Origin of the sequence: Chloroflexus islandicus, from assembly GCF_001650695.1 — a bacterium.
Taxonomy (GTDB): domain Bacteria; phylum Chloroflexota; class Chloroflexia; order Chloroflexales; family Chloroflexaceae; genus Chloroflexus; species Chloroflexus islandicus.
The window spans coordinates 15,734-35,892 of sequence record NZ_LWQS01000060.1; the positions used below are offsets into that span (position 1 = coordinate 15,734).

Consider the following 20,159-nt stretch of genomic DNA (forward strand, 5'->3'; position numbering starts at 1 on the left):
GAACCTCCTCACCACCACATCATTTTGTCTGACAACTTACTATACCGTTGCTAGAGCGGCATGTCAATAAATCAAAGCTGACAAATAGCTGGCGTTTGGTTCAAGACAACGACGTCTCGCGCATCCGGATCAGTCTCTGTACCAACTCAAGCAAAGCCTCGGCCCGGAATGGCTTTTGCAGCGTAGCCACCACCGGCACATCCCCTAACTGGCTCGCATCAACTGGGTAGCCGCTGATCAGGGCCAACGGAATGCGCGCATCACGCGCCGCGATCCGGCGACAGAGATCGTACCCATTGGTATCGGCTAACGTCAGGTCAACCAGCGCACACGCAATCCCGCTATCGCCCCCCACGAGTTGGAGCGCTTCGCCGCCGCTGGCCACCGCTTTCACCTGATACCCGGCATGCGCCAGCATCCGTTCGATCAACAAGCGCACTTCGTCGTTGTCATCAATCACCAGCACCAACGGCCCGGCATCGCTTTCAGCAGGGAACGGGGAACGCTCCGTTACCGCAGCCGGTTGCGGCGCAAGCCAAACAGTAAAGGTGCTACCGCGACCGAGCTGGCTTTCAACCTCTAATGCACCCCCGTGCCGGCGGACAATGTTGAGTACACCCGCCAAACCGAGACCATGACCATGCGTTTTGGTGGTGAAGAAGGGGTCACAAATGCGCTGGCGAATCGCTAGATCAATGCCAATCCCGTTATCGCGTACCGACATCACCACATACTCGCCGGGCAACAACTGGTGTGGTTGAAGTAAGCGATGGGAAGTATCGGTATCAAGCGCGCGTTGCTCGGTCTGAATGCAAATACAGCCGCTGTGCTCCGGCAATGCTTCGTAGGCATTCATCACCAGATTCATCAACACCTGCCGGAGTTGCACTGGATCAGCCATAACGTCCGGCAACTCCGGCGCCAAATCAAGCCGCACGTCCACCCGTGCTCCCAGCGACGACTGCAACATCGGTAAGGTTGCTTCAATCAATTGATTGAGTTGCAGAGGCTGGACTTGTAGGCGATCTTCGCCGGCAAAATTCAGCAGTTGCTGCGCGAGATCACCGGCTTGGTGGGCAGCGCTCAACAGATGGCGCAGACTCTGCTGGGCAAATGATTCAGTGGTGTATGCCGTCTGCAATAGATGAGCATTGCCGATGATAATATTGATCAGATTATTGAAATCGTGGGCGATCCCGCTCGCCATCACCCCCATACTCTCTAGCCGCTCGAGCGCTTGCAGCCGCCGCTCAGAGTTCAGCAACGCAATCGACTGTTCACGCTGCTCAGTCAAATCTTGGCACACCAGCAATAGTTCGGCCACGTCGCCATTCAACTGCCGCCGGCACGTGATCGTCCAGAATAACCACCGCTTACGCCCCTGCACCATTAGCGTCGTTTCAAACGAGCGGCTATTACCGCTGCTCATCACCTCACGCACCAGCGCCGCAAACAATGGCCGTTCCGCTTCTGACAGCAACGCAGACGGATAATCAGCTCCGATCATCTCGCCGCGCGTGCGGCCAAAGACCTGCTCGGCCATACGGTTGAATTCGGTGATGCGCAAATTAGGGCTGAGGCAGATAATCACATTGCCGGCCAATTCGATCAACGAGCGAAATCGCTCAAAGGTTTCGAGCATACGGGCAAAGAGAAACGAGTTTAATAACGCAACACTGACTTGATCGGCGAGCAGCGATAACAAGAAAAAATCTTCATCATCAAGCGGGGGATTGCCAGTTGACTCAACAATAATCACGCCGGCCGGCGTGCCTTCAGCATAACGCAAAGGCACAATAATGCACTGGGTCGTACCCGGCCGCACCTCGAGAAAATCAGGATCAAGGCTGGCATCGCGCACAAACTCGGCCTTGCCAGTACGCATCACCCGCCCCGCCACACCCTCGTGCAAATGGATCGTCTGCAACACCTGATCATAGCCAACAACTGATTGCAAACGCAATGCGCCATCTTGCAATAAATAAATGCTGACCAACTGATACCCGAACACAGAATGCAATTGGCGCACCACGAGTTGGCAGAGCATCTCGGTTTGCAACGCCGAATTGACGAGGCCGGCCACCCGCTGCACCAGCAACAACTGGTTGAGCCGGCGTTGCATGGTGCGATAGAGGATGACATTTTCGACCGCCAGCGCCATGCGCTGAGCTAGTTCTGTCGCAAACTCAATATCGGCTGGCGTAAAGCGGCGGTCCGAAGCGTCGGTGAAATTCAAGACCAACACCCCATTGACCTGATCGCGCGCCCGCATTGGCACACAGAGCAGGTGGCGGGGCCGGACTTGCCCCATAATTGCCCGGTACGCTGGCGAAAATGCCGGTTGTTCGCTGTACTCGTCGGGAAGATCGGCCAGCAAAACAAGCTGCCCGCTCCGCAGCACGTGGGCCGGGGCAGAGGCTGGATCAACCAACGGATCGGCTTGGACAAGCTGTTCGGCGAGCGGCTGTTGGCGGGGATCGGCACAGGCCATCGCCACTCGGCGCGCCTGCTGATGTTCGTCGCGAATGATGATGGCGCACCAATCGCCTAATAGTGGCACTAACCGGCGGGCAACCTGCTGAAACGCCTCAAGTTGGTTGAGTGAGACGAACAAGACGCCTACATCGGCGAGCAAACGGGTTTGTGCGGCGGTCCAGCGTTCATCCATGTGATCACGCCGAATATATGTAGTAATACATCAACAACCCGCCCGCCATCTCGCAGGATTATTTTTTAGTATACACTTGCTTAAGCGCCGCTTCAAGCAATATCTCGTGATACAATGCAATTGATTCATAAACTAAACGAGGTGGAGCACGCTGTTATGGAACGCGCCCAATCGATGCCAATCACCACTGCAACGACGAAGCTCGGCCTGCTTGACTGGTTGAGCCTGAGTTGCCGGCATATCGCCTTGCTTGCTGCCATGATTGCGACTGCCGGCAGTCTCTTTTTTAGCGAAGTCTTGCGCTGGATTCCCTGCGAATTGTGTTGGTATCAGCGGATTTTGATGTACCCGCTGGTTGTTCTGCTCTTTGTCGGGATTTGGCGCGATGATCGCAAGGTCTACCTCTATGCGCTACCGTTGGCGCTGGCCGGTATCGCCGTTTCGCTTTACCATTATCTGATGGTGATGCTGATTATCCCTCCTGCCCCTTGCGCCGGCGCGGTGCCTTGCGCGTTCGATTACATCAATATTCCCGGCGCGCTGAGCTTTGTGAAGATTCCGTTTCTGGCGCTGGTAGCCTTTAGCATCATTAGCGTGATGATGGCTAATCTGGCGCTGGCCGAAACGCCACCAGCCTGTGGCCGCCCTGCCCGTATCACGGCGACGGTGATCGTCCTCGGTACCGCCGCGCTCTTTATCGGCTTGGGGATGATGATCTAATCGTTAGCCCCTCTATAAGCAAACTGTCATTACCTAACTGCCCGGAGTGTGGTATACTCCGGGCATCAATACTGGCTGGCTAGGGCTGCGCGGGGGCGCAGCCGGGAGGAACGCGACACCACGGATTGAGACGATGAAGCGCATGGGCTTCGCCTACCGGCGAAGTTGACGAGGACGGAGGTTCCCGGCGCGAGCCGGAGCTAACGGGCGCAAGCCGCCCGGAACATCGAGTGATCAGCGGAAGCCTCCCCGGTGCAGGGCGCCACCGGCGAGCCGATGGGGCAACACCTCCCGGTGACGGGCAAGGGCAGAGCCGTCGGCAGCGACCCGCCACATGCTTTTCCCCCACAACCCGATCTGAATGATCCTGTTCACGCTGCTTGACCGCAGGCGCTTGCTCGCGCTTTCTGCTGCACCCTATGCAGCAGTTGGCTGCGCGCCTGCTGGTTGGCGCTGCCATGAATGATGAGGAGTTTTCAGTATGTGCGGTATTGTTGGGTATATTGGGCCCCGCGAAGCGACCACCGTCGTGATCAATGGGTTGCAACGGCTTGAATATCGCGGGTATGATTCCGCCGGCATCGCGATCTATGACCCTGATCTCGGCTTGCAATTGCGCCGCAGCGTCGGCAAGCTGAGCAATTTGCAACAGCGGCTGGCCGCCGAACCAACCCGCGGCCAGATCGGGATCGGCCATACTCGCTGGGCCACCCACGGCGGCGTGACCGAGTTCAACGCTCACCCCCACCGTGACGACAGCGGCGCGATTGTCGTCATCCAAAATGGCATTGTCGAGAATTATCTCAGCCTCAAGGGGCGGTTGCTCGAACTCGGCTACCAGTTTGAGTCGCAAACCGACACCGAGGTGATCGCGAAGCTGATCGGCCATTACTACCGCGATAGCCGCGATCTGGTTACGGCGGTGCGCCAAACGCTCAGCGAGCTGCGCGGCGGCAACGCGATTGTGGCCTTCTCGATCCACGAACCTGATACGCTGGTGGCGGCACGACTTGGCAATGCCGGCGGCGTGGCGATCGGCCTCGGCGAGGATGAACAGTTTATCGCCTCGGATATTCCAGCGATCCTTGACTATACCCGCACCTTGATCTTCCTCGAAGATCGCGATGTCGCCGTCGTGCGCCGCCACAGTGTCACGATCACCCGGCTTGACGGCGCCCCCGTCGAGCGCCCCACCCATACGATCGCGTGGGATCCGGTGGCGGCGGCCAAGGGCGATTATCGCCACTTTATGCAAAAGGAGATTGCCGAGCAGCCGCGCGCGTTGATGGATGCGCTGCGCGGACGGATCGACCAAGAGCGAGGCCGGATCGAGCTCGAGGATCTGCGCCTGAGCGATGACGATCTGCGCCGGGTGCGCCGGATCTACGCTACCGCCTGCGGTACGGCGTGGCATGCGGCGCTGGTGGCGAAATTTTTGATTGAGAATCTCGCCGGGGTGCGGGTTGAAGTCGATTACGCTAGCGAGTTCCGGTATCGCGGGCCGATCTTGCAGAGTGATGGTGAGCGCGATGCCTTATTGCTGGCGTTCACCCAAAGCGGCGAGACGGTTGATACGCTGGCGGCGATGGAAGAGGCGCGCGCACAGGGTGCGCCGAGCGTGGCGATTGTCAATGCGATCGGCAGCCAAGCGGCCCGCGTGGCCGACGGCGGCCCGCTCTACCTGCATGCCGGCCCTGAGATTGGGGTGGCTTCGACCAAAGCCTTTACCTCAATGCTGGTCGTTGCCTACCTGTTCGCACTGCGGCTGGCGCAAGCGCGAGGCACGCTCACGCCGGCCCAGATCCGCGAGCATATTCAGGCGTTGATCGAGCTGCCCGGCAAGGCGGCGCAGACGATCGAGCTGGCGACGCCGATCTGCATCGAGCTGGCCGAACGTTATCACCGGGCCGGCAACGCGCTCTTCCTTGGCCGCCAGATCAACTATCCGATCGCGCTTGAGGGCGCGCTTAAGTTGAAAGAGATTAGCTACATCCACGCCGAGGGCTACCCGGCGGGCGAGATGAAACACGGCCCGATCGCGCTGATCGACGAGAACATGCCGGTGATCTGCATTGCGCCGCGTGACCACATCTACGAAAAGATGATCAGCAACGTCGAGCAGGTGCGCGCCCGCCACGGGCAGGTGATCGCGATCGGTCACGCCGGCGATACGCTGCTGGCCGAAAAGGCCAATCACATGATCGGCGTCCCTGCGACCCTGCCGCTCTTGCAACCGGTGCTGAACGTGATCCCGTTGCAAATCTTCGCTTATCACGTTGCAGTATTGCGCGGATGCGACGTTGATCAACCGCGTAACCTCGCGAAAAGCGTGACGGTGGAATAACCAAGGAGGCAAGGGGCGCACAGTAGTGCGCCCCTACGACGATGGGCGTACCGTCTGGGAAGCTTGTTCGGCGATGGCGGCCTCGGCTGGTTCGACACCGGCGGGTTGGTACCGGGCCCGCTCGTAGATGGCGGTAAGCTCGGCAAACGGCGCGGGGTCGGGCAAAGTGGGTGCTACCGTCGCATACCACTCGGCGGGTGTCTGGGCTGGAGGCCGGCGTAAGCCGCGCTCCTCCAGCGCCAGCAGCGCCTGAATATAGGCGCGGCGCACTCGCGTCACTGGGTCGGCGCCGCGCAGAGCTGCCAGCGCCGCTTGCAACCCGCTCAACCGGCGCTGAAACGGATTGCGGAGCGCACCGAGCAGATCACGCACATCGGCCAGAAGACTTTGACCGACATCGAGCGACTCGCGCTCTTCATCAGTTGCAACCCGGCGCGCGCGCCGCCGCCACCAGACCAACAAGACCAGCAACACCGCCAGCGGGATCAACGCCAGCCAGAAGGTTGCCTGTTGCGCCAAAGCGATCACTGTCTCAACGGCGGCATCGTCGATCGGCGCCGTATCGGTCACTGGCGGCGGTTCAGGGCGAAGGTTCATCTGGGCCAGCGCCTGCCCCAACAGCGCCAAGAGCGCCCGGATCAGATCACCAAAGATCACGGTGAAGAGATAGACCAGCGCCGCTCCAATCAGCGCCAACGGCAACAGCAAGAAGCGCAGCAGATTGACCACGCCATCGAGCGCCGCTTCACCGCTGAGCAGCGCAGTCAGCGCCGCCCCAATCGCCAACACGCCGCCGATCACCCCCAAGAGCAAGAGCGTCCAGCGCAGATCGAACACCCGCGCGCGATCAGCCGCCGTTTCGACGAGGTGGGCTAGCGCCAGCGATCCTAAGCCTGAGCCGATCGCGACTGCGACATACGAGAATAGGAGATCATCGGGCAAGGCAGCGCCGGCGCGCAGCAGCGGGCCAACCAGCAGCGACGCGATCACGGCAGCCATCCCTCTGCCGGCAAGGGTGAGAATGGTGGCGCTATCGTGGCTCTCCAAGCCGGCTCCCCGCCACGTCAGAAAAAACGCAACCAGTGTCGCTATGTATGCAAGACCGCTTTGGGGTTGGCCCGGCAGCAAGGCTGGCCACAGCGCCAGCGGATCACCGCCAATCACCAGCCACAGCAAGCCGGTGGCGGCAAGCAGCGGCGCCAGCGCCAGCGGCAGATAGTGGAATGGACGGCGCAGCCGGCGGGCCGCGCCATCGGCTAGCCAACCAAGCAGCACGGCGCTAAACAACCCCGGCCACGGCAACGTGAGCGCTGCCAGCACCAGCAACGATAACGCGACCAGTGTCGTTTCAAAGGCGGCAAGGAGAACAATACGCAACAGGCGGATCATGGATGTAAACGTAAATGTGTATGGGCAGAGCAGTGCTCTGCCCATCTTGTTCGCAGAGCAGTGCTCTGCCCATCTTGTTCGCAGAATGCTGTTCTGCCCAGCTTATTGGCAGAGCGCTACTCTGCCCAGCTTGTTCGCAGAGCGCTACTCTGCCCCTACTTGGTCTCGCGGTACACCACGTGACGGCGGACAATCGGATCATACTTGCGCAACTCGAGACGGCTCGGATCGTTGCGCCGGTTCTTCTCGGTCGTATAGGTATGGCCGCTCTCGGTGCTCTTCAGCTTGATCACGATGCGGTTACCCTTCTTGCTGGCCATAGTGATCCCTCTTCCCAGAACTACACACGAAATTGCGCCCTTGGGGCGCACTAGCGGTTAGTATACCATACCAACGGCATGCGAGCAACTTACACCGCGGCATAGGAGGGGTTTAGCGAGGCTAACCCCTTTCTACGCCGCCGCCTCGCGCCGGAAGATCACCCGGAGCGACGAATCCTCAAAGAAGGCATCTTGGGCGCGCAAACGAGCCAACGATTGCGGCAACACAATGCGATGGCGGTGCCAGCCAACCGAAATCAGCAGCTCGTCATCGCTCTGGGCCAGATGGACTTGATCCTCAGAGGCAAACGGCAGCGGCACGATCAAATCGTAGCCATCGGGAGTCTTTTCCAGCCGTTGGGTGGGGCCTTGATAGAGGAAGGCCGCCGGATCGTGCTTGCCAAAAAGATGGTCGGCCAACTGCGAAAGCAACTCAACCCCGACAATCTCTTGCGAGAAATGGGGCGCGCGCAAGATCGGCAACGGCTCGAACATCTCCTCGACCATTGGCGCGTATTGCTGCTGCATCGCTCGCCACTGGCCAAAGTGAGTATCCACTTCGGGCGGCAGAATCCGGTTGACGACAATCGCATCAACCGCATAGCCGAACAGGCTCAGGTAGGTTAGCGAACGTTGCGCCTCGCGGATCACCATCTTTTCGAGGTTCATCACGATCCGCGCCGTGCAAATCTGCTGGTTCGTCAACAACTGGCGCACATCGATCAGCGCATCGATCGCCTGCTGCGCCGATGCGAGCACATCGTCATCGGCGATCGGCATATCGGTCACTCGCCGCGCCACCGGACGCACCACCCGCAGCAGCGCCCGCGCAATCGGGAAGAGGCGAGCAATCCACCATCGCATCACATCGGGCAATGACAACAAACGTAGCGTCTCGCCGGTGGGAGCGGCATCGACCACGATCACGTCATACTTGCCTTCATCGTAATGGCGCTTAATCTGAAGCAGGCTGAAGAGTTCTTCGGTGCCGGGAATAACCGACAGCTCGCCTTGGGCGATCGTTTCGACCCCCTGCCACGCAAGCAGATCGGCTAAATAGCGAGACACCACCCCCCAGCTCGACTCAAGCTCGTGGAGGGCGTTAATCTCTTGCGCCCACAGATTCGGCGCCACCTGAATCGGTTCGGCGCGCAAATCAACCCCGAGCGAATCGCCCAGCGAGTGGGCCGCATCGGTCGAGAGCACGATAGTCCGATACCCAAGTTGGGCGCAGCGGAGGGCACTAGCCGCTGCCACACTGGTTTTGCCGACGCCGCCCTTGCCGGTGTAGAAGAGGATGCGCATACTCGACCGTTCATTCTAGAAGCGACTTTGCTTTATAATACCGTTAGATTGTCTTTTATGCAAATGGATGGTCACGCCCAACCGAGATCATCAGGCTTCGCTGGCGAACGACCCTCCTCATCGTCCTGTTTGCCGCTCAGCTCCTCTTCGAGCATCTGATCGACCATTTCATCCCAATCTTCACCGGCGTCTTCGCCTAGCTCTTTGCCCAAGCGCTTGGCCCAGCGGGCAATCGAACGCGGATCGCTCTCGTCTAGCCCCATAAAGTTAGATGGATCGGCTAACGACTCGATCCGGTCATCTTCCGACTTCAGGGTAGCAAAGCGCGAAATGGCGCGGCGAACCTCGGTATTGCCGCAGCGCGGGCAAGCCAAACCGGGTGGATCGCTAAAGCCGCGCACTAACTTTTGGAATTGGCCATTGCAGGCCGGGCAGAAGTATTCATAGATCGGCATAGCCAACCTCGTGATAGATATGTCATTGCCAGCCGCCGCAGGCGGCGAAGCAATCTCCTGCGACAGCGGGATCAAGGACGGATAGACCATCTGATCCGGCCCCCGGCCCTGAAGGGCCGGGCTAGGGTACCAAGCCCGCTGCGCGGGCTGCTGGCCCTCACCCCCCAGCCCCTCTCCCACTGACGCGGGAGAGGGGAGCGCAGCACCAAGCCCTCAGGCATCGCACAACGATCAACGGTTGTGCTCGACATTCCACCTGCCATTGCCAGCCGCCGCAGGCGGCGCAGCAATCTCCTGCGTCAGCGGGATCGCCCCCTCACCGCACTCGCCGCTTCCCGCTTGTCATTGCGAGCCGCCGCAGGCGGCGCAGCAATCTCCCGCGTCAGCGGGAGGGATGCGCACAGGCATACTTCCCGTAGAAGCAGGGGATTGCTTCGGGCGCTCCGCGCCCTCGCAATGACATGAGCATTGTCCTCGACAAACTGCTCAAATTATAGCCTATCCCGGTTTCAAACATCCGTTGCTAAACCATAACCTTAGCGAATAATCGCTTCAACCAACGGCAATGGCGGCGGCGGCGCGTCATGAATAGTATAGGCGGTGCGCAACTGATCGGCAACTGCCTCAACATCGCTTTGGCGCGCCGCATGAATGGTGAGAAGCGGATCACCGGCAGCGACGCGCGTTCCGACCTTCGCCCACAAGACCAACCCAACCGCATGATCGATCGTATCTTCTTTGCGCGACCGGCCACCGCCGAGCGCATTCACCGCCAACCCCAACGCCTGCCCGTCAATAGCGGCAACAAACCCAGCCCGTGGCGCCGGCAGCTCGACCTGCACTGGCGCCGTAGGCAGCCGCTCCGGCTCGTCAAGCACCGCCGGATCGCCACCCTGATTAACCACCATGGCCCGAAACTTCGCCCACGCCGCACCACTGCGCAACGCTTCGACGAGCATTGTCCGCGCTGCATCAGCATCGGACCGCACCCCAGCCATCTGCACCAGCTCGCTACCCAACACCAGACACAACTCAACCAGATCATCCGGCCCCGTCCCGCGCAGCGCGGCGACGGCTTCGCGCACTTCGAGCGCATTGCCGACCGCAAAGCCGAGCGGTTGCTGCATGCTGCTCAGCACGGCGGCCACCTTGCGCCCGGCGTGGCGGCCAATCGCCACCATGGTCTGCGCCAGCCGGCGCGCATCATCGAGCGTGCGCATAAATGCGCCTTGCCCATATTTGACGTCAAGCACAATGCAATCGGCGCCGGCCGCCAGCTTCTTGCTCATCACGCTGGCAGCAATCAGCGGGATCGACTCAACCGTGGCGGTTACATCGCGCAAAGCGTAGAGTTTCTTATCCGCCGGGGCCAAATCGCCGCTCTGCGCAGCAACGACCAAACCCAACTCGCGCACGGCGCGGCGAAATTCTTCGGCGCTCAGGTTGGTGCGAAAGCCGGGAATGCTCTCTAGTTTATCAATGGTGCCGCCGCTAAACCCGAGGCCGCGCCCGCTCATCTTGGTCACCGGCAACCCCACTGCCGCCACCAACGGCGCCAGCACCAGCGTGGTCTTATCGCCGACGCCGCCGGTCGAATGCTTATCGACGGTCAGCGGAGCAATATCGTGTAGATCGAGCATATCGCCGCTGCGAGCCATGGCCATGGTCAGATCAGCCGTCTCGCGATCGTCCATGCCGCGCAGCACAATTGCCATCGCTAGCGCCGCCATCTGATAGTCGGGAATCTCGCCGGCAGCATATCCTTTGACAACCCAATCAATTTCAGCCGTCGTCAATGCTCTGCCGTCACGTTTGGCGGCAATAATATCAACCATGCGCATCGCGGCCATTCCTTTCCCACCTTGCGCAGCGCTTCAACCTGCGCGCAACTCGCGGATCGCCTGTGGCACCAATGGTAACAGATCGCCGGCCACCACGCCGGCATCACCCATAGCTGCGCGGGCCTTGGCCCCAGCAGCGCCATGCAGATAGACACCCAACGCCGCAGCCGCAAATGGCGCACACCCCTGCGCCATCAACCCGGCGATGATACCGGCCAATACATCGCCCGAACCGGCGGTCGCCAAAGCCGGATTAGCGCCATCGTGAATCAGGGTATGGCCATCAGGCGCCGCGATCACCGTTGTCGCCCCCTTCAGCACCACCGTCTGCCGCCAGCGTTGGGCCGCCTCCGTTGCCACCGCCACCGCATCCGGCGGCAACTCGGTCACACCAAGCAACCGGCGCATCTCGCCGGGGTGCGGCGTCAACACACAGCGTTCGGGAGATAACCGCTCGAACCAGCCACTGGCGCTCGCCAGTAGATTGAGACCATCGGCATCGATCACCGTCGGCGGCAATTCGACGGTTTTCTGCGGCACATGCGCTATCGCATCCCCCACCGCGACAAACCCCACCCGCGCCCGGCTGCGTACCTGATCGAGACCAAACAGGCGCAACACCAACTGGCGGGTCGCCTCAGCTTGGCCCAAGCCCGGCCCGATCAACAACGCCTGATACCGCGGCAAATCGTCGGCCAGCTCATCGACCGCCGCCGGCCCGATCGCCCCCCAATCGCCTTCGGCCACCGGCAGCAACGTCACTTCCGGCGGCACCTTGGCCAGCGCCAACACATTGCGCCCAGTCGCCAAGGTAACGAGACCGGCGCCCGAACGTTGCGCGCCGGCGCATGCGAGCGCCGCGGCGCCGGGGTAATTGATCGAACCAGCCAGCACCAGCACCTTGCCAAACACGCCCTTGTGCGCATCAGCCGGACGCGCCGGCAGAAATGCGCGGGCTTGCGTTGCCGTTAACAATTCACTCATTGTCAATGCCTCATCTAATGAGCCTAAACCAATTGGCGCGACCACGATCGTGCCGGCATAGCCTCTTCCGGGCCAGAGCAACAAACCACGCTTGAGCAAGCCGGTCGCCACCGTCAGATCGGCCCGGATGGCGACGGTTGCCACCTGCCCATCATCGGCAGCCACACCGCTCGGCAAATCGATCGCTACAACGCGCAGATCAGCGCGCTGCGCGCGGGCAGTGTTGGCAGCAGCAATGATCGCGGCCAGATCGTCTGCCGGCGGACGAGCGCCGGTGCCGAGCAGACCATCGATGACGAGTGTTGCTTCGGCAAGCATAGCCCTCAGCAACGCCCCATCCGCATCGTCAGCGGCGTGTACTTCGCGGATGCCGCGCGCGCGGCATGCCAGCAGGTTATCATCAACCCGGTTGCGCCGCCAGCAATAGAGCGTCACCTGCGCGCCGGCATCGGCCAAATGGCGAGCGGCAACCAGCGCATCGCCACCGTTGTTGCCGGGGCCAACCAGCGCCAGCACGGTGCGCCCGGCCAACGGCGCGAAATGAGCAAGCGCAGCCTCCGCCACCCCGGTACCGGCACGCTCCATCAATACGGCCCAATCACTGCCGGCGGCCACCGCCGCTTCCTCGGCGGCGCGCATCTGGGCCGCTGTCACCACAAACGGCGAAGCAGATTCCATGCGCCACTCCACCACACAGGTCTCGCTACAAACCCCATGCGACCACGCTAGCCAGCGCCAGATCACCGGTATGCGACAGGCTCACCGCCAGCGTTTCAATCCGCAGGTCAGCCGCCGTCTGCGCCGCGATCCCCGTCAGCCGTAACGCAGGCCGTCCCGCCGCCTCACGCACGACCTCAATCTCAAGCAACCCAGCACGCGGACGATCGGCAACGGCTAGCGCGCCTAAGCCACGCAGGCCGATTCCTAGGGCCTTAGCACACGCTTCCTTGGCTGCCCACCGCGCCGCCAGCGCCTCAAAACGCAGCGTGCCATCAACGGACACACAATCGGCCTGCTCGGCGACCGTATAGACGCGAGCGAGAAAGCGCTGGCCATAGCGCAGCGCCGCTTGCCGGATGCGCGCCACTTCAACCACATCAACGCCGTGATAGAGCATCATCTTGCGTTATTGCGTCCCGACCAACGACACATCGACCACCCGCGCATCGTAATCATGCCCATTGGCATAAATTTCAACGCTGCGCAAATAGCGGTAATCGGGCAACCACCCCTCATCGCGCAGATCGACCCGGAAGCGCGTCCACGTTGCTGGATCAACCCGCTGATAAAAGACGCCATCGGCGCGCACCCGCAACTCCTGATCACTGGCTGCCGTGTAGAGACACACCACCCGCTCTTCGTCAGGGTCAGTGGGACTACTGCGGCGGGCCACAATCCGGATCATAATCGGGCATTCGGTGCCGCGATCGCCGGCGGCCAACAAGGATTGATAATCAATTCGCCCCCAGAGTGAAAAGACCAGCGAGCGGAACTCAGACACATCAACACCGGCGCCATTCACCCCCAACGACTGGCGAATACTGGTCACAAACCCGTTGACTTGCCCGCCCGTCCGGTAAAACCACGCCGCGGTACGCCGGTCTTCCAGCGGGCAGGTGAGGGTTGGATTCGGTGGCCGGCAAATCGTCGCCAAGCGGAAAAAGCCCCGTTCGGGCAACGGCAGGTTCGGCGTCCCTGAGACTTGCCATGTTGTCGCGCGTGGTAATGTCGGATCATCGGTGCGAGTGGTATTGTTATATTCCGCCTCGGAAAAGAGGGAAAACCCGCCATCACGGATCAACTCCCAGCGCGCCGGCACCGGCAGACCGGGCAAGCCCGCCGGATCGACCTCAACGCGCTGGCCGGAAGCTATCCGTACTGGCTGGCCAACCACCCCATGCACGATCGCGCTGCCGGTACGCACCGCAATATCGGCGATCAGGGCTGGCCGGCCATCGCTGCGGATAACGCGCCGTTCCGGCGGGTACAGGCCAATGCTATAACTGCCGCCGGGAGTGAACTCAACCCGCGCATCGCCAACCAACACGGTAAAGCGCACTGTTTGAAACGGCTGATCGGCGCGCAAGTCGTACCGCACATACCCGCCGGTCTGTTCCAGCGTGACCTGCAAGACGCCGCTATGCCAGCGGGTGGTGCGCAGTTCGATCAAGCGCAATTCAGCGCCAGCCCACAAATCGAGCTGGCTGCCTTCAAAGAGGCGCAACGAGGCCACTTGCCCATACCCGGCATTCGGCAAGGCGCGCAACACATCGCCTTCGCCAAGCTCTTGCTGATCGCGCGTACCCTGAAAGATCGTCCGGCCTGCCGGCTGCCATACAATACTCTCATTCAGACTCCGCACGACCAATGTCGCCTTCTGCGTATCAGTCGCCGCAAGGTACCACTGCCGCACACTCAGCGCTACCAGCGTGACAAGGGCCAGAAACAACCCCAAAAACGCAAACAAGGTCAGCCACGCAATGCGGAGGGTGCGGCGTTGAGCAACTAATCGATCATCTGGCACAGTTGTTGTTCCCATACCGTGCATTATACTCGAAGCGACCTGCCTGCCGGCAAGCGTCCTCATACCAGCCGGATCGCAAAAACTTGAACAAACGTACTTGACAAAACAAGTGTTCGGAAGCTATAATTGCTACATCAGTTCTAGTTTTGTCTGCCGCAGTCCGCCGGGGCCGCGGCCTAATGAAAGGATAGCGGCCATGAGAAGACGCGAGATGTCTGATCGACAAGCGGATATTTACGAATACATCGTCAACTTCATCAAAGCGCGCGGCATCTCGCCATCGATCCGTGATATTCAGCACGATCTGAACATCTCATCGACCTCGGTCGTTTCCTACAATCTCGACGTGCTTGAAAAGTTGGGCAAGATCGTGCGCAACGACAAGATCTCGCGCGGGATCAGCATTCCGGGTTTGTCACCGGCGCTGTTGAGCCAAGAGATTGGGCGCGTGCCCTTGCTGGGAACCATTACCGCCGGTTCGCCCCTGCCCGACCCCGAAGAGATTGACCACAGCCGCGCCGAGCAGATCGTGGTTCCGGCCGACGTGGTGCCACCCACCCGTCTCGACGGGGTTTATGCGCTGAAGGTGCGCGGCCAATCAATGATCGATGCCTTGATCGACGATGGTGATATTGTGTTGCTGCGCCGGCAAGAGACGGCCGAAAACGGCCAGATGGTTGCGGCATGGTTGATCGACGAAAATGCGGTCACGCTCAAGAAGTTTTATCGCGAAGATGGCCGCATTCGCCTCCAACCAGCCAACTCGACGATGCAGCCGATCTATACCGCACCCAATAATGTGCGCATCCAAGGTCGCGTGATCGGCGTGTTGCGCAGTCTGGTGTAGCCTACTCGTCCCCACTGATAAGCCACACTGCCGCGCGGCTTATCACAGTGCGAGTAAGCACATACACGGCGTACGCCAGCAGATCCGAGAGTGCGTCAGGGTTGGATCTTGTAAGGGCGTAAGGGCGGGTTTGAAACCCGCCCTTACGTCACCACCCGCCCGTACCACCCGCCTGTACGTCATCCTATCTCGACCACATCCGCTACGGCACCGGCGCTGGATCGATCGGCACCGGCATCGGTACCGGTTCGACCGGCATCAGCCACGGATCCACCGGCGGCACAATCCACCACCAGTCAATCCGCATCCAGATCAACAGTGCAATCGCCCCTACCGCCGCCACAAATCCCAGATCGCTCCAGCGTGGTCGCCAGCGCCGCGCCGGCAAGGCAAGGTGTGAGCTAAGCCAGAGCAAGATAAAGGTGCCCAGCCAGAAACCTAACAAGGTGGCCCGATAGACCGGCATGAGCACCGGCCCCTCTTGCGCATACCGGATAATACCAACACTAAACTGCGACAAGAAGGGCACAACCATAAAGGGATCGTTCACGCTAAAAAACGGCACATCGGGCTGAAAGGCGGCTGGAGTTACGGTTGTCACTGCTACAATTGCGCTAAACGGATTGAGGTAGAGCAGCCACGGCGGCGGGCTTTGCCCCATCGGGTTGCTGAATTGCGGCCAAATTGACGCCACCAGCAACGGTACCCCGCACAAGATCAGCACCAGCGTATAACTCGCAATCGTTGCCGGCGTCGTCCGGCCAAACAGCGATGAACAGAAGAGCCCGATCGTGCCGAAAAAGAGCGCAGCACTGCCTAACAGCAACACCACCCAAATCAACGTGCGCAGCTCGATCCCGCCGAAGATTAACACCGTGCTAAACACCGGAATGGACGCCACAATCAACAGCAAGAGATAGCTGAGCGCGCCAATCAGCTTGCCCGCCAGCAGTTGGCCGGGTTTGAGCGGGGTGGCGAGCAGCATATCATAGGTCAACCGTTCCCGCTCACTGCTGATCGCGCCGCTGGTGAGGATCGGCGCCACCAAGACGATAAAGAGCATCTCGGTAAACGCCAACCCCTTAAAGAGCGCCTGCCCAATGTGCGAGCTGAGCACTACCATGCCGGTGCGGGCCTGAAATACCATATACTGGTAGATGCCAAATGCACTGAGGATCAGCAACAATAAAAAGACGGTCAGGATCAGATACGGGCGAAACCCGCGCATGCGTGTGCGCGCTTCCCGCACCAGTATCGGATTGAGCAGTGGCCGGCGAATGTGGGTTGCCATACGCATTCTCACCAGTAGCTCATGATGACAAACGCCTCAAGGGCAGCGATGCCGTTACCTGCTGCAATGGTGCAGAGTGGTCTTGCCGGCATACTTATCTCCGGCTTTAACTGTTGGTTTGGCCCGTGGTGGCCGTTAAGCGCAAGAAGAGTTCTTCCAGATTTTCGCTGCGTGCGCTGAATTCGCTGACCGCGACGCCGGCATTGACCAACTCAGCGAGGATCGCAGCACACTGCTCTTCATTGAGCGGCTCGCTGAAGTCGATCATCAGCGCCCGCGGATCGGCGGCGGCAGCGCTGGCGGCGCTCACCAGCGGGTGGCGTTGCAGCAGCGCCAGCGCCAAGACCACATCGCTCTCGCGGGCAATGCGCAACCGCGCCCGCGCACCGGTCGCTAACTGCTGCTGCACCTCGGCCAACGGCCCGCTGATGATCATCCGTCCGTGATCAATGATCCCGATCGCGTCGCATACCTCGGCTAATTCGCTAAGAATGTGCGAGCTGAGCATAATCGTCTTGCCCATATCGCGCAAGGTGCGCAGCAGTTCGCGTAACTCCACCCGCGCCCGCGGATCAAGCCCACTGGCCGGTTCGTCGAGCAGCAAGACCGGTGGATCATGCACCAGTGCATGGGCTAGACAGAGCCGCTGCTGCATCCCGCGTGATAGGGTCTGCACAAAAGCATCACGTTTGCCGGCCAGATCGACCAGATCGAGCAACTCATCAACCACCTGCCGCAGCCGCGCACCACGCAACCCGTAACAACGGGCAAAGAAGTCGAGATATTCCCACACCCGCAGATCGTCGTAGACGCCAAAGAAGTCAGGCATATAGCCGACCAGCCGTTGCGCGGCGCGCGTCGTCAACCGCTCGCCCAGCAGGCGCACCTCGCCTTTGGTTGGGGACAACAAGCCGGCCAAAATGCGCAGCGTGGTGGTCTTGCCGGCGCCGTTAGGGCCAATAAAGCCGTAGATGCAGCCCTGTTCCACCCGCAAGTTGAGCCGGTCGAGTGCAACCAGCTTTTTGTTGTAGCGGTGCGTGAGATCAATCGTCTCGATCGCTAGCGTCATGGCATTCGCCCCTGTATGACCGGATCAACATAGACACACGAAAAGCTCTGACCTTGATCGAGCCGTTGCAGACGAACCCGCATCACCCCATTACCGTTGAGAAAACGCGCTGGTTGCTCAAGGCCAGCGGACAGGTTTTGAATCATCGGATCGATCGACAACGCCTCCCACTGGCCCTGACTCCAATCGTACACTTCGATCCGGCCATTCCAGAAGACATCGGAACGGACAGCAACCTGCAAACTATTGACTTGCAAGCCCTGTAACGATCGCGGCAAGGTAAAGCGTATCACTGCCGGTTGCATATCAGGCATCACGCCAATTTGATTACCAGCATAGCAGGGACTATTCATATTACTCATCTGCTCGATCGTAGCAGCAAAGCCACTGCGCAACGTGAACTCGCCTACGATCTGGAGCTGGGCAATACCGCGCACCAGTGCCAGCCGCTGTATCGTTGCGCGTCGATCAACTAGTTCGAGCTGCGCTCTTTGGTCACTGTACCAACCTAGCACCAACGGCTGCGCGCCGCGCGTACCCGTGCCATACCCATACAACGCATCAAGGATGCGGCCACGCAGTTGCAACTCCGGCGGGATCGGTTGGCCCATCCGCCCGCTCTCTTCAAATTTCGGGCCATAAATGAGATAGCCCAACATGATGCCTTCAAAAGTATGCTTAGGCCGCTCGAGCTGCACTGTACGTTGTTCATCCGGCGCAAGCGTCTCGATCAGCGCCAGATAATCGTTATACACTACGACCACATCTGCGAGCGTTTGGCCGCTGCGGTTAATGACTTCACCCTGCACCTGATCGCCATTGACGGTAATCTGCGCTTGGAGACCGGGTGAAGGCACGATCTGATCCAGCATCACGGATTGCAACGACCATTGCGCCACATTCAACCCTTCTACCACCCGGCCATCAGGCGCTATCTGAACATAGCGGCCATTAACCGTCGGCCCCGGACTCCACGGCCCCTGTACGGTAATCGGACGCACCAACGGCGCTTCACCAACCGCGCGCAACCGGTAGGTGGAACGATCGGGCGAAAAGATGCCAATAAAATCACGCTCGCGCGCCAAGCCCGGCTCAGCGGCATCAATCAACGAGATTTGGCTGACGATCACATCACCACCGCGCAAGTTGAAGCCAGCGCCATAGGCAATTGCGGCAAAGATCACCGTCATCGCCGGCACCACCACCCAACCGAGCGCCAGCCGATCGAACCGGCGCAAAACGAGATAGGTGACCGGCCCTACCATGATGAGATAGCATCCGAGCAGCAAGGCAAGCAGGTTCATGGAAGGCAGATCAAGCGCCGGCAAGCTCGTCAATGCGCTTGCCAGATTCTCTTCGACAAACGCCCCGTAGAGCTTCGCACCGAGCGCCATCCCCGACGGAATGAACGCTGGCGATGGCAAGAGGGTTTGCCAAAGTTCACGCCAACCGGGCCAATTGCTCAATTCCGGCGTCGCCAGATCGAACGCGATCGCAACGACATTGCCGTCGCCGTACCGTTGGCCAAAAGCCAGCGGTGTTGGGCTATCAAGCATTGGCAGGGTGAGTGGATAAACGTGGTGCTGCTCATCATTGCGTGGCGTGAGCGCCAGTGGCGTAAGTGGCGGATCGCTGATCGACGGCAAGAGATTGCCCGGCGTCACCGGAACGAGCTCAGCCGGCAACGAAGCCAGTGTGCGACTGATACCGGCATCACCATTCACAATTAAGGTGCCGCCGCGCAAGACCCATGCTTGCAAGGCGCTGCGCTGCGCCGGCGCCAATTCAGCGGCTGCGACATCGGTCAAGATCAGCGCATCAAACGGCGATAAGCCTAACCCCTCTGCCGGAATATCGGCTAGCGCAAACGCTACACTCGTGACCTTTATCCCATCGGTAAATAGAACCGGGAGACGCACGTCCCGCTCGCCAACCACACCTACCAATAATCCTTCACTGACCGGTTGCAAGCGCGCTGAAGCCGTGGCGATCTCTTCGCCATTGACCAGTACGCGCACCCCCAATTGGCGCGGCGCACCCTGTATGTGGATATAGAGCGTCAATCCTTTCCGGCTGCCGCCGGGTAAATCAACGATAGCGCTGTGGAATGGCCCATTCGGAGTGCCGGCCACAATTTCCGCCGTGCGATCAACCCCATTATTGGTCACCTCGATCACAACCGGCAGCCATGTGCCAGCGCGCGCAAAGCCTTGAAATGCGGGCCGCACAGTCAGCGTTACATCGGCATTCTGGGCAGCCACTGGCGCCAGCCACACCGGCCCTATCACCGCTAGAACCATCACCATTACGAGCCAACGCCATGCACGCTTGGTCTGCATGCGGCATCCTCCCTCCAGCAACACCTGCACTGGCATTCCGGTTCAAGGACGTTCCCGGTAAGG

General features: G+C 60.3%; 15 protein-coding genes. 3 read left to right on the top strand and 12 right to left on the bottom strand.

Annotation, left to right across the window (positions count from 1 at the left end; genetic code table 11):
- Nucleotides 1-100: 100 nt before the first annotated feature.
- Nucleotides 101-2,668: a GAF domain-containing protein gene (locus A6A03_RS11575; RefSeq protein WP_066788223.1), complete on the bottom strand. Its 2,568-nt coding sequence runs from the start codon at nucleotides 2,666-2,668 to the stop codon at nucleotides 101-103.
- Between the two features lie 156 nt (nucleotides 2,669-2,824).
- On the opposite strand from A6A03_RS11575, the gene A6A03_RS11580 reads away from it, so the two are divergent.
- Both A6A03_RS11580 and glmS read left to right on the top strand, forming a co-directional pair.
- A complete protein-coding gene (locus tag A6A03_RS11580; RefSeq protein WP_066788225.1) occupies nucleotides 2,825-3,388 on the top strand; it encodes a disulfide oxidoreductase in 564 nt (187 codons plus the stop codon).
- A gap of 481 nt (nucleotides 3,389-3,869) precedes the next feature.
- Nucleotides 3,870-5,732, top strand: a complete 1,863-nt coding sequence (glmS, locus tag A6A03_RS11585; protein ID WP_066788227.1) for a glutamine--fructose-6-phosphate transaminase (isomerizing) — start codon at nucleotides 3,870-3,872, stop codon at nucleotides 5,730-5,732.
- Nucleotides 5,733-5,765: 33 nt separating this feature from the next.
- Here glmS and A6A03_RS11590 read toward each other — a convergent pair whose 3' ends face one another.
- From A6A03_RS11590 to A6A03_RS11625, 8 genes are all read right to left on the bottom strand, one after another.
- Nucleotides 5,766-7,109, bottom strand: a complete 1,344-nt coding sequence (locus A6A03_RS11590) for a DUF4129 domain-containing protein (RefSeq protein WP_245668960.1) — start codon at nucleotides 7,107-7,109, stop codon at nucleotides 5,766-5,768.
- 167 nt (nucleotides 7,110-7,276) lie between these two features.
- Nucleotides 7,277-7,441 (bottom strand): 50S ribosomal protein L33, encoded by a 165-nt coding sequence (gene rpmG / locus A6A03_RS11595; RefSeq protein ID WP_066788233.1) that lies wholly within the window; start codon nucleotides 7,439-7,441, stop codon nucleotides 7,277-7,279.
- Nucleotides 7,442-7,573: 132 nt separating this feature from the next.
- The gene (locus A6A03_RS11600) at nucleotides 7,574-8,746 is read right to left on the bottom strand and encodes an ArsA family ATPase (protein ID WP_066788241.1); all 1,173 of its coding nucleotides are present in this window, start codon (nucleotides 8,744-8,746) and stop codon (nucleotides 7,574-7,576) included.
- A 71-nt stretch (nucleotides 8,747-8,817) separates the two neighbouring features.
- On the bottom strand, nucleotides 8,818-9,201 hold the full coding sequence (locus A6A03_RS11605) for an FmdB family zinc ribbon protein (protein WP_066788244.1): 384 nt from the start codon (nucleotides 9,199-9,201) through the stop codon (nucleotides 8,818-8,820).
- 536 nt (nucleotides 9,202-9,737) lie between these two features.
- On the bottom strand, nucleotides 9,738-11,051 hold the full coding sequence (locus tag A6A03_RS11610; RefSeq protein WP_066788247.1) for a pyrimidine-nucleoside phosphorylase: 1,314 nt from the start codon (nucleotides 11,049-11,051) through the stop codon (nucleotides 9,738-9,740).
- A 24-nt stretch (nucleotides 11,052-11,075) separates the two neighbouring features.
- Nucleotides 11,076-12,704 carry a bifunctional ADP-dependent NAD(P)H-hydrate dehydratase/NAD(P)H-hydrate epimerase gene (locus tag A6A03_RS11615; protein ID WP_066788250.1) on the bottom strand — a complete coding sequence of 543 codons (1,629 nt, stop codon included), beginning with the start codon at nucleotides 12,702-12,704 and terminating at the stop codon, nucleotides 11,076-11,078.
- A gap of 25 nt (nucleotides 12,705-12,729) precedes the next feature.
- Nucleotides 12,730-13,143 carry a holo-ACP synthase gene (acpS, locus tag A6A03_RS11620; protein WP_066788594.1) on the bottom strand — a complete coding sequence of 138 codons (414 nt, stop codon included), beginning with the start codon at nucleotides 13,141-13,143 and terminating at the stop codon, nucleotides 12,730-12,732.
- Nucleotides 13,144-13,152: 9 nt separating this feature from the next.
- Nucleotides 13,153-14,550, bottom strand: a complete 1,398-nt coding sequence (locus A6A03_RS11625; protein WP_245668961.1) for a hypothetical protein — start codon at nucleotides 14,548-14,550, stop codon at nucleotides 13,153-13,155.
- Between the two features lie 211 nt (nucleotides 14,551-14,761).
- Here A6A03_RS11625 and lexA point away from each other — a divergent pair, with 211 nt between their 5' ends.
- Nucleotides 14,762-15,397: a transcriptional repressor LexA gene (gene lexA / locus A6A03_RS11630; protein WP_245668962.1), complete on the top strand. Its 636-nt coding sequence runs from the start codon at nucleotides 14,762-14,764 to the stop codon at nucleotides 15,395-15,397.
- 202 nt (nucleotides 15,398-15,599) lie between these two features.
- Here the strand turns inward: lexA and A6A03_RS11635 are convergent, their stop codons facing one another.
- The 3 genes from A6A03_RS11635 to A6A03_RS11645 form a co-directional block, all read right to left on the bottom strand.
- Nucleotides 15,600-16,688, bottom strand: a complete 1,089-nt coding sequence (locus tag A6A03_RS11635; protein WP_066788256.1) for an ABC transporter permease — start codon at nucleotides 16,686-16,688, stop codon at nucleotides 15,600-15,602.
- A gap of 106 nt (nucleotides 16,689-16,794) precedes the next feature.
- Nucleotides 16,795-17,757: an ABC transporter ATP-binding protein gene (locus A6A03_RS11640; RefSeq protein WP_066788259.1), complete on the bottom strand. Its 963-nt coding sequence runs from the start codon at nucleotides 17,755-17,757 to the stop codon at nucleotides 16,795-16,797.
- The gene (locus tag A6A03_RS11645; RefSeq protein WP_066788263.1) at nucleotides 17,754-20,096 is read right to left on the bottom strand and encodes a hypothetical protein; all 2,343 of its coding nucleotides are present in this window, start codon (nucleotides 20,094-20,096) and stop codon (nucleotides 17,754-17,756) included. The genes A6A03_RS11640 and A6A03_RS11645 overlap by 4 nt, the downstream gene beginning before the upstream one ends.
- Nucleotides 20,097-20,159: the final 63 nt, after the last annotated feature.